Raw genomic sequence first — 9,469 nt, forward strand, 5'->3', positions numbered from 1 at the left:
CCACAGGAACCAGAAGCGCTCCTGGCCGGGCGCCCCGAACAGATACAGCACCATGCGCTCGTTGAGGGTGATCCGTCCGAAGTCGAACGCGACCGTCGTGGTGGTCTTCGCCGTCACCGCGCCGGTCTCGTCGACGCCCACGCCGGCCTGGGTCATCACTTCTTCGGTGTTGAGCGGCCGGATCTCGCTCACGGAGCGGACCAGGGTCGTCTTGCCGACGCCGAAGCCACCCACGACGACGATCTTCAGACCGGTCTCCGCGGTGTCGTTCAGCGGTGTGCGGTGGGAGGGCAGCTCAGAGGTTGCGGAGCCCATGGAGCACCTCTTGGAGTAGGGCGGAATCAGGCAGGGAGGCGACGGACGGCGCCGAGCGGGGGTGGCGGACGGTGATGCGGCCCGTGTCCAGCAGGTCACCGAGCAGGATCCGCACCACCGTGACCGGCAGTGCGAGCTCCGCCGCGATCTCGACCACGGCGGTGGGGTGCCGGCACAGCTCCAGGATCCGGGCGAGCTCCGACTGCATCCCCGGCGTCGGCCCGCTCTCGCTGACGACGAGGGTGACCAGGTCGAAGGACTCGTCGGCACGGCTCCGTCCACGGGTGACGGTGTAGAGCCGGTCGGGATCACCCGTGTCGACGGGCTTGCGCATCACGTGGTGCCGTTCGCCCTGGCCTGGTCCCGCGGCTCGGCCCGCAGATGCTCGCCGATCTGCTCGACCAGCTCCGTCATCTGGTGCCCGACCACTCCGGGATCGGCGTCCTCCCCGGCGACGACGGCGAGGTGCGCGCCCTCGCCGGCCTCCACGATGAACAGCAGGCCGCCGTGGAACTCGGTCATCGACTGCCGGACCCCGCCGGTGCCGTCGCCGAACTCCATGGAGGCGCCTTGGGCGAGGGCCTGGATGCCGGAGCAGATCGCCGACAGCTGGTCGGCCAGGTCGAGCGTCAGGTGCTCGCTCCAGCAGAGCTTCAGGCCGTCCCGGGAGAGGACCAGGGCGTGACGGGCGCCGGGGGTCTGGTCAAGGAGACCCTGAAGGAGCCAGCTGAGGCTGTTGTCGGTGGTTTGCATGATGGGTGATGGGACGGTGGTGTCGGCTGACCGGCCACCGGCCCGTTCCTCCTGTCTCACGAACTCGAGCGGGAAGGGGCGTCGTCGCTCCGGACGCCGTACGGGATGAGGGGGACTACGAAGCCGGGGGCGGCTGTGACCCGGGCCGGTCGCCCGGTCCGGAGGTGCCGTCCGCGGCCTGGCGTGCGCGGTGGAAGGCGCCGAACCGCGAGCCCGCGTCGCGTCCCGGGCGGCGGGCCGCCGGTGCGTCGCCGGCCTGTCCGGAGGCCGACTGGCGCTGCTCGCGTTCGCGTTCCGCCTCGGCCATGGTGCGGCCGGGGGCCCGGACCGGCAGGCCGTTCGGCGTGGTGCTCTCGGGCCGCCGGTCTCGTCGCTGTCCGGGCAGCTCGGGCGGCGCCGCGGGGTGCTCGGTCCCTGTCGGCGGGGCCGCCGGCAGTGCCGCCGCCGCGGGCGGCTCGGTGCCCAGCGGCAGGGCCGCCTCTGCGGGGCGCTCGGCGGCGTCGGAGAGCGGATCCGGGGCGGGCGTGAGAGCGGCGGGCATGGCGTCGGGCCGCGGGGCCGTCTGGTGCGGGACCACGTCGCGCTGCTGGGCGAGCAGTTGCAGGGGCAGCAGGACGACGACGCCGGTGCCGCCGCGGGAGGACGGGCGGTAGTTGACGCTGATGCCGTACTTCACCGCGAGCCGTCCGACCACGGCCAGGCCGAGCCGGGTGCCCTGGAGCGAGGCGAGGTCGGTGACGCGGCCGGTCACGGCCTCCTCGGCGCGGCGCATCGCCGCGTCGGCCATCTTCAGACCGCTGTCCTCGATGGTGACGACGATGCCGGCGCTGCGGTCCTCGACGTAGACGTGCACCTCGTCGATGGGCGGGGAGAAGTTCGCGGCGTTGTCCATCAGCTCGGCGAGCAGATGCATCACGCCCTCGGCGGCGAAGCCGGAGACCGCGGCGCGGGTGGAGCAGTGCAGGCGCACCCGCTGGTAGGCGGCGATACGTCCGACGGCGCCGCGCAGGATGCTCTCCATCACGATCGGCTTGTTCCAGGCGCGGCTGGACCTGCCGCCCATGAGGAGGGCCAGCCGGTCGGTCATCAGGCCGAGTTGGGAGGTGCTGTGGTCCAGCTTCAGCAGGTCGCCGAAGACCTCCTCGCCGTGCCGTTCCTGCATGTCCCGCAGGTCGGCGAGCATTCGGACCGACTTGGCCTGGACGCGGCTGAGCGCCTTGGCGGAGGCGGCCTGTGCGGCGGCGGCGCGCCGCTCACTGTGGGCGAGTTCGCGGATGAAGGACTCGGCCGGCACGCGCAACGCGGGGAGTTGGGGAAGTTCGACTTCGGCGAGCACGGTGTCGGCGGACCGGCCCTCGCGCAGCCGGGCGACCGCGGCGGGCAGCGTCTCCTTCACGAAGCGCTCGTGTTCGGCCGCGGCTTGGTCCATCTCGGCGCGCAGCGTGCGGTATTCGCCGTCCAGGGCCACCACCTGCCGCACATCCTCCTCGACCACCGCGGCGAACGTGCCGGTCAGCCGCCGTAGTTGAGGATCGGAGGCCGGCGGCACGGTGGCCAGTACGTCGGCCGCGCGCGTGCCCTCCCGCAGCCGCTCGGCCACGGCGGGCAGGGTCACACCGGCCAGCTGCGACATCTCGACCGACAGCCGGGCCGCCTCGGCCCTGAGTCGGCCCGTCTCCGCCTCCCGCTCGGCGGCCGCGCCGCGGGCCCGGTGGACGAGCCGGTGATCGACGAGGACGGTGACGGCCAGGCACACCCAGCCGACCACGACCACGGCGAGGGCCCACAGGAAGGCGCCGGACGGGGCCAGGGCGAGCGCCGCTCCGCCGGCGACGGCGCTCGTCACCAGCAGGACCGACCGTGCGACGAACGAGGTGCGCGGCGCCCCCGCCGGTTGGTGCTGGGTGGGCGAAGCAGGCACTGGCATGGAGCGGTCCCTCGGTCGGTGAGAGCAGGGAAAACGGGTGGCGGCACGAAGCAGCCGCGGACCGGGAGAGGCCAGCCGACAGGAAGGCGATCTTCCGTCCGCGCAGGGCTCATGCTAATCACCCTGACGTGCGAGAAAACCCCGCTGGTCACCTGCTCCGTCAGCAAACCGAGTTCGTCGCGAACCCATCGTTCGAACGCCCCGCTGTGATATCCGGCATGAGACCGGGCGAGCCCGGCGAAGGCCGAAAAATGCGGGCAGCGTCCGCGCCGACCCGAAGCCGCATCACCTCAACTGCCTGAGCTACACCCGCCCCCCGCCCGCACGTGCTGTCAAATTCCAGCCAAATATATCTTCCCCGTGTCCCGTTGCCCGCGGGGGCCGTCGTGACGGTCGGGCGGCCGGAGTGTCGGAATGCCGTCGATCGTGGAGGTTCCGTGACGACGGAGCCCGCGCCGTCTCCATGACCAGAGCCGACGGCAGGCGGCAGATGTCCGTCGCGGTCAACCTGCAAAGGTGGAACCGGCTCGACGCATCGGGAAGGCCGGAACCGCAACGCCAGTCGTAGGGGTGCTCAGGGTGATCACTGGCTCCGGGTCGTGGCGCGGGCCAGAGCGGCCAGGCTTTCCGCGTCCGAGGTGCCGGGCTCGGCCGACCAGAGCACGAGTTGCTGTTCCGGTGCACCGGCGTAACGGAAGGTGTCCCAGTCGAGGGTGAGGTCTCCGACGACGGGGTGGGTGATGCGTTTGCTGCCGAAGTCCTGGCGGGCGACGCGGTGTTCGGCCCACCAGACCCGGAACTGCGGATCGGCGACGGCCAGCTCGCCCACCAGGGCCGTGAGGGCTGGATCGGCCGGATTCGTCCCGGCTTCCATCCGCAGGACTTCGACGCACGTCCGGGCCACGTCTTCCCACTCCGGGTAGATCTCGCGCATCACCGGGTCGGTGAAGACCATGCGGACGTAGTTGCGCTCGGACTCGGGCACGACTGCGAAGTCACACAGCAGCTCCGCTGCCAGCGGATTCCACGCGAGGATGTCGAGCCGCGGGCCGAAGACGATGGCGGGCGTATCGGTGAGCTGGCCGAGTAACCGGGTCAGATGCGGGTGCACTTTTGGCCGGGCCGACCGACGCGGCGTCCTGCGGTGCCCCGCCCGAGCGGCCTGGCCGACCAGCTCTTCCACGTACGTCCTCTGGTCGCCGTCCAGCCGTAGCTCCCGCGCGAGGGACTCGAGCACCGGCTTCGACGGCGCCAGGCGACCCTGCTCGATGCGTACGTAGTAGTCGGTGCTGATCGCGGCGAGCTCGGCCACCTCCTCGCGCCGCAGCCCCCGCACACGGCGCTGGGTGTGTCCGCGCTCGGGCAGCCCGACCTGCGCCGGTGTGAGCTCACCCCGGCGATGCCTGAGGAACTCACCGAGCTCACGAAGATGCGCGGAACCAGTCACCCGTCCAGCATGGCACCGAGGAAAGGACTCTGCCTGGGACAGATCCTTCCTAGGAAGCGGCACGGCCTTCCTGCGTCCCCGACGGCGGCCGACAGTGGATACAGGCCCGCAGATCGCCGGCCGGTCAGACCCCCAGGAGCAGAAAATGAAGACTGACGTCCGCTTCTCGACCAACGGCCTGCAGCTCGCCGGCCACCTTTACCTTCCCGAGGACAGCGACGGCCCGCTCGCCGCGATCGTCGTCGGTCACCAGACGACCGGCGTCAAGGAGCAGTCGCCGGCGGTGTACGCCGCACGCCTGGTCGAGGAGGGCTTCGCCGTCCTGACCTTCGACGCCGCCTTCCAGGGGGAGTCCGAGGGCACGCCTCATGGCCTGGAAGACCCCTTCCAGCGCGCGGAAGACTTCCGCGCGGCGGTCTCCTACCTCACCACCCGCCCCGAGGTCGACCCCGGCCGCATCGGTGTCATGGGCGTGTGCGGCTCGGGCGCCTACGTGCCCTACGCCGCCCAGACGGACCACCGCATGAGGGCCGTGGCAGGCGTCTCCGGGACCGACGTTCCCAGCTTCTTCCGCGGCGCCGACCCCGAGGGCTGGCAGCAGATGGTGGCGAACTCCGGGAACCTCCGCAGCGCCGAAGCCGCCGGCGAGCCCGCGGCAACGTTCGCCGTGCTGCCGGAGAGGGCCGATGCCGACACCCCCGCCCCGACGGCCGAGTTCATCGACTACTACAAGACGCCCCGCGGCAGGCACCCGCGCTCGACGGGTGACGTGGTCGTGCGCAGCGCGGACCTGCTCGACCAGTTCGACTCCTTCGCCGACGTCGCGAAGATCGCACCTCGTCCGCTGCTCATGATCGCCGGCACCGAGGCGGCGACCCGTGGGTTCTCGGAGAAGGCGGTCGCGGACAGTCCCGGCAACGCCGAGCTGTTCCTCATCGAGGGCGCCACCCATGTCGACCTGTACGACCGTGACCAGTACGTGACTCCTGCGGCCGCCAAGCTGGTCGAGTTCTTCAGCAAGCACCTCGCCTGAGCCGAGGCGAAGCGCCCTCTCGGGAACTCGCTGGTCAGGAGAGAAGCCCGCTGTCACGACTGCTCGGCTTGCTAATCTGGGGCGATGGACGAGGTGTTGGACGAGGGGCCCTTCTTTCACGGCACGAAGGCCGCGCTGCGGGTCGGAGATCGCCTCACCGCCGGTTTCCGGTCCAACTACCGGCCCGAGATCGTGATGAACCACATCTACTTCACCGCCTTGCGTGACGGCGCCGGCCTGGCCGCCGAACTCGCCGCCGGCGACGGGGACCCGCGGGTGTACGTCGTCGAACCGACGGGTGAGTTCGAGAACGATCCCAACGTCACCGACAAGAAGTTCCCCGGCAATCCCACCCGTTCCTATCGCAGCAGGGAACCGCTGCGGATCGTCGGCGAGATCACCGACTGGACCCGGCAGACACCGGAAGCTCTCCAGGGCTGGCGAGACCGGCTGGCCGCGATGCGTTCGAACGGCCGCGCCGAGATCATCAACTAGCGACTTCCAGTGGAGGGAGGTGGTGCCCGCCCCTCGGGAGCGGGCACCACCGTCGCTGCTCCTCAGTCGGCGTCCGTGCTCTCGATCGCGGCGGGCCTGAGCTGCGCCTCCCGGATGCGGGCGACGTCCAGCTTGGTGCTCCGGTCGAAGCGGTAGACGCCGTTCTGCTCCTGGAAGACGTCGGTCAGCTGCGTGTAGCAGTAGCCGAACATCTCCGGGTCCTCCAGCAGCACGCCGGTGAGGCCGGCGAAGCGCTCGTGGAACTCGTCCTCGGTGCGCACCCGGTCGCCGTACCCCCAGGAGGCCGTCCGGTCGCTGCCCGACTGCTCGGCCGCGGCCGCCGGATCCCACCAGATCCCGCCGAACTCGCTGATGAAGTACGGCTGGCCCCGGTACGGCTGGGAGTAGGCGGCGCCGTTCTCGTAGGCGTTGACGAAGGGCTCGCCCTTGGCCAGGCCCGACACGAGCTGCCCGAAGACGGCGGGGTCCTGCTCGTAGTTGTGGGAGTCGTAGACGTCGGTCTCCAGGACCCGGTGGGAGTATCCGGAGGCGTCGATCACCGGCCGGGACGTGTCCATGGCCTTGGTGGCGAGGAACATCGCCCGGGTCACGTCGTCGAGCTGCGTGATGCGGTCGTGGAGCTTCTGGTAGGTCTCGTTCAGGGGGCACCAGCCGACGATCGACGGGTGCGAGTAGTCGCGTTCCACGGCTTCGAGCCACTGGGCGACGAAGGAGGCGTCGGGCCGCTGGTTGTCACCCGAGGACCCGCCGACCTCGCAGCCCCAGTCACCGAACTCGCCCCAGACCAGGTACCCGAGCCGGTCGGCGTGGTGGAGGAAGCGCTCCTCGAAGACCTTCTGGTGCAGCCGGGCCCCGTTGAAGCCGGCCTCCATGGCCAGCTCGATGTCACGGACCAGGGCCTCGTCGGAAGGGGCGGTCATCAGGCCGTCCGGGTACCAGCCCTGGTCGAGCACGAGGCGCTGGAAGCGAGGGCGCCCGTTGAGGACTACGGTCCTGCCGCGGATGGCGACCGCGCGCAGGCCCGCGTAGCTGTCGACGGTGTCGGCCACTTCGCCGTCCGCGTCGAGGAGTTCGAGCCGCAGGCCGTACAGGAAGGGGTCCTCCGGGCTCCACTCGCGACGCCGGTCCTCGGGGAGGGGCAGATGCAGGCGGGGCGCCAGATCGAGGTCGGCGCGCGCTTCGGCGCGGCAGACCTCGCCCGCGTCGTCGCTGAGGACGGCGCGTACCCGGTGACCGGGCCGGTTCGACGACAGGGGCAGTTCGAGGGAGAAGGCCCCGCCGGCCAGGTCGGGGGTGATGCGGGGGCGGCGCAGATGTGTCTCGGGTACCGGCTCGGCCCAGACGGTCTGCCAAATGCCGGTCGTACGCGTGTAGTTGCAGTCGTGGTTGGCGTACTGGGTCGCCTGCTTGCCGCGGGCCTGCGGGCCGGACCTCGGGTCGCGGGCGCGGACGGTGATCTCCACCTCCCGGCCCGGGGCGAGGTCGCCGAGGTCGGCGCTGAAGGGGGTGAAGCCGCCCCGGTGGCGGACCACTTCGGTGCCGTCCACCCACACCGTCGTGTCGTGGTCGACGGCGCCGAAGTGCAGCAGTACCCGGCGGCCGGCCCACTCGGCGGGCGGGGTGAACCGCCGCCGGTACCACACGGCCTCCAGGAAGTCGGTGTCACCGACGCCCGACAGTTCGGACTCGGGGGCGAAGGGCACGAGGATCTCACCGCTGAGAGCGCGGTCCAGGAGACCTCGCTCCAGGCCGCTGTCCCCTTGGTCGGTCTCGAACTGCCAGGTCCCGTTGAGGTTGAGCCAGTCGCGACGGACGAACTGCGGTCGCGGGTACTCCGGTCGGGGGACGGAGGGGGTGTGCACAGGGACTCCAGTCGGATGGTGGCGGCCGGCGGGGCCGGCGCGGACAGGTGGTGCGGTCGGGTCAGCTGCCGCCGAGGCCGGTGGTGGCCACGGAGTTGACGATGCGCCGCTGGAAGAGCAGGAACATCACGATCAGCGGGAGCGCGGCCAGCAGGGCGGATGCCATGGCCTGGGCGTACTGGATGCCGTAGGCGTCCTTGACGGTGGCGAGGCCCACCGGGAGCGTCATGAGGCCGGGGTCGTTGGTGACGATGAAGGGCCACATGAAGTTGTTCCACGCCCCGATGAAGACGAAGATCGCTACGGCGGCGACGATCGGGCGGGACAGCGGCAGCACGATCGACCAGAAGACCCGCAGCTCGGAGGCTCCGTCGATCCGGGCGGCGTCCTCCAGCTCGCGGGGGATCCCGTCGAAGAAGCGCTTGAGGATGAAGACCATCATGGGGGCCACGACCTGCGGCAGGATGACCGCCGCGTAGGTGTCGACCAGGTGGAACATCGTCATCTGCTCGAACAGCGGGACGATCAGCAGCTGCGGCGGGACCATGATGGCGGCGACGGTGACGGCCAGCAGGGGGCGCCTTCCGCGGAAGGTGCCGCGGGAGAACCCGTAGGCGGCGAGCGTCGAGACGGCCACGGTGAGCACGGTGACCAGGCCCGCAATCAGCAGGCTGTTGAACGCCCAGGTCGGAACGTTCCCGCGCTCCAGGATCTGCCGGTAGGCGGAGAGGGTGAAGGCGCCCTTGAACGGCGACAGGCCCGACCGCATGACGTCCTGCTCGCTCTGCACCGAGGTGGCGACCGCCCACAGGAAGGGCAGCAGCCAGACGGCGGCGAGGACGGTCAGCGCGGTCCCGGCGAGCACGCGGGGCAGCCGGCCGTGGCCGAGCAGCAGGGGCGACCCGGACTCCTCGCGTCGGGGACGACGCGGCCTGCGGACGGGGGTGGAGACGGCGGACACGTCAGCCCTCCTGACGGGTGAAGCGGAGCTGTATGACGGAGATGACGATGACGAGCGCGAAGAAGACGTAGCTGACCGCCGAGGCGTAGCCCAGCCGGTATCCGGTGAACCCGACGTCGTAGACGTACTCGAGGATCGGGCGGGTGGAGCCGTTGGGGCCGCCCTTGGTGAGGATGTAGATCTGGTCGAACACCTTCAGCGAGGCGAGCATCTGGAGGAGGGCGACCAGGACGGTCGTGTGCCGCAGCTGCGGCAGGGTGACGGACCACAGCCGGCGCCAGGCACCGGCCCCGTCGAGCGCGGCGGCCTCGTCGTAGGTGACGGGCAGGGACTGCAAGGCCGCGAGGTACAGCAGGAAGTTGAAACCGACCGTCCACCACACGGTGAGGGCCGCGACGGACCACATCGCCACCGACTCGTCCGAGAGCCAGCCGACGGGTTCCAGGCCCAGCGAGGTCAGCAACTGGTTGCCCAGGCCGATGTCGGGCTGGTAGAGCCACGTCCAGATGAGCGTGACGACCGTGACGGGCAGCAGGTAGGGGGCGAAGTAGGCCAGCCGCCACACCCACTGGCCGGCGAGCCCGCTGTGCACCAGCAGGGCCATGGCCAGGGCCACCAGGACCAGCGGCACGCAGGAGATCACGGTGAAGAAGAA

General features: G+C 70.8%; 10 protein-coding genes. 2 read left to right on the forward strand and 8 right to left on the reverse strand.

Features of this window, described 5'->3' with window-relative positions:
* The 5 genes from GTW67_RS28580 to GTW67_RS28600 form a co-directional block, all read right to left on the reverse strand.
* On the reverse strand, positions 1 to 315 hold a 315-nt coding region (locus GTW67_RS28580; RefSeq protein WP_202437818.1), incomplete at its 3' end, for an ATP/GTP-binding protein.
* Positions 296 to 652 (reverse strand): DUF742 domain-containing protein, encoded by a 357-nt coding sequence (locus GTW67_RS28585; protein WP_161167648.1) that lies wholly within the window; start codon positions 650 to 652, stop codon positions 296 to 298. The genes GTW67_RS28580 and GTW67_RS28585, both read right to left, overlap by 20 nt.
* Positions 649 to 1,068 (reverse strand): roadblock/LC7 domain-containing protein, encoded by a 420-nt coding sequence (locus GTW67_RS28590; RefSeq protein ID WP_161167649.1) that lies wholly within the window; start codon positions 1,066 to 1,068, stop codon positions 649 to 651. Before GTW67_RS28590 ends, GTW67_RS28585 begins: the two co-directional genes overlap by 4 nt.
* Before the next feature lie 115 nt (positions 1,069 to 1,183).
* A complete protein-coding gene (locus tag GTW67_RS28595) occupies positions 1,184 to 2,995 on the reverse strand; it encodes an ATP-binding protein (protein WP_161167650.1) in 1,812 nt (603 codons plus the stop codon).
* Positions 2,996 to 3,578: 583 nt separating this feature from the next.
* The gene (locus tag GTW67_RS28600) at positions 3,579 to 4,442 is read right to left on the reverse strand and encodes an MmyB family transcriptional regulator (protein ID WP_161167651.1); all 864 of its coding nucleotides are present in this window, start codon (positions 4,440 to 4,442) and stop codon (positions 3,579 to 3,581) included.
* Positions 4,443 to 4,587: 145 nt separating this feature from the next.
* On the opposite strand from GTW67_RS28600, the gene GTW67_RS28605 reads away from it, so the two are divergent.
* Together GTW67_RS28605 and arr are read left to right on the forward strand one after the other, a co-directional pair.
* Entirely contained in the window at positions 4,588 to 5,475 is an 888-nt protein-coding gene (locus tag GTW67_RS28605; protein ID WP_161167652.1) for an alpha/beta hydrolase, read from the forward strand.
* 84 nt (positions 5,476 to 5,559) lie between these two features.
* Complete coding sequence (gene arr, locus GTW67_RS28610) at positions 5,560 to 5,970, forward strand: NAD(+)--rifampin ADP-ribosyltransferase (RefSeq protein ID WP_161167653.1); 411 nt, start codon at positions 5,560 to 5,562, stop codon at positions 5,968 to 5,970.
* A 62-nt stretch (positions 5,971 to 6,032) separates the two neighbouring features.
* Here arr and GTW67_RS28615 read toward each other — a convergent pair whose 3' ends face one another.
* From GTW67_RS28615 to GTW67_RS28625, 3 genes are all read right to left on the reverse strand, one after another.
* Positions 6,033 to 7,853 (reverse strand): sugar-binding domain-containing protein, encoded by a 1,821-nt coding sequence (locus GTW67_RS28615; protein ID WP_161167654.1) that lies wholly within the window; start codon positions 7,851 to 7,853, stop codon positions 6,033 to 6,035.
* Between the two features lie 61 nt (positions 7,854 to 7,914).
* Positions 7,915 to 8,814, reverse strand: coding sequence for an ABC transporter permease subunit (locus GTW67_RS28620; protein ID WP_161167655.1), 900 nt, complete (start codon positions 8,812 to 8,814; stop codon positions 7,915 to 7,917).
* 1 nt (position 8,815) lies between these two features.
* Positions 8,816 to 9,469, reverse strand: a 654-nt coding sequence (locus tag GTW67_RS28625; RefSeq protein WP_161167656.1) for a carbohydrate ABC transporter permease, incomplete at its 5' end; no start/stop codon positions are given.

This window comes from Streptomyces sp. SID5910, from assembly GCF_009862125.1.
Taxonomy (GTDB): Bacteria; Actinomycetota; Actinomycetes; order Streptomycetales; family Streptomycetaceae; genus Streptomyces.

What these genes read in the sequence shown, in the direction of transcription:
- GTW67_RS28590 (WP_161167649.1), bottom strand. Translation starts at nt 1,068, where the DNA reads ATGCAAACCACCGACAACAGCCTCAGCTGGCTCCTTCAGGGTCTCCTT.
- GTW67_RS28595 (WP_161167650.1), bottom strand. Translation starts at nt 2,995, where the DNA reads ATGCCAGTGCCTGCTTCGCCCACCCAGCACCAACCGGCGGGGGCGCCG.
- GTW67_RS28605 (WP_161167652.1), top strand. Translation starts at nt 4,588, where the DNA reads ATGAAGACTGACGTCCGCTTCTCGACCAACGGCCTGCAGCTCGCCGGC.
- arr (WP_161167653.1), top strand. Translation starts at nt 5,560, where the DNA reads ATGGACGAGGTGTTGGACGAGGGGCCCTTCTTTCACGGCACGAAGGCC.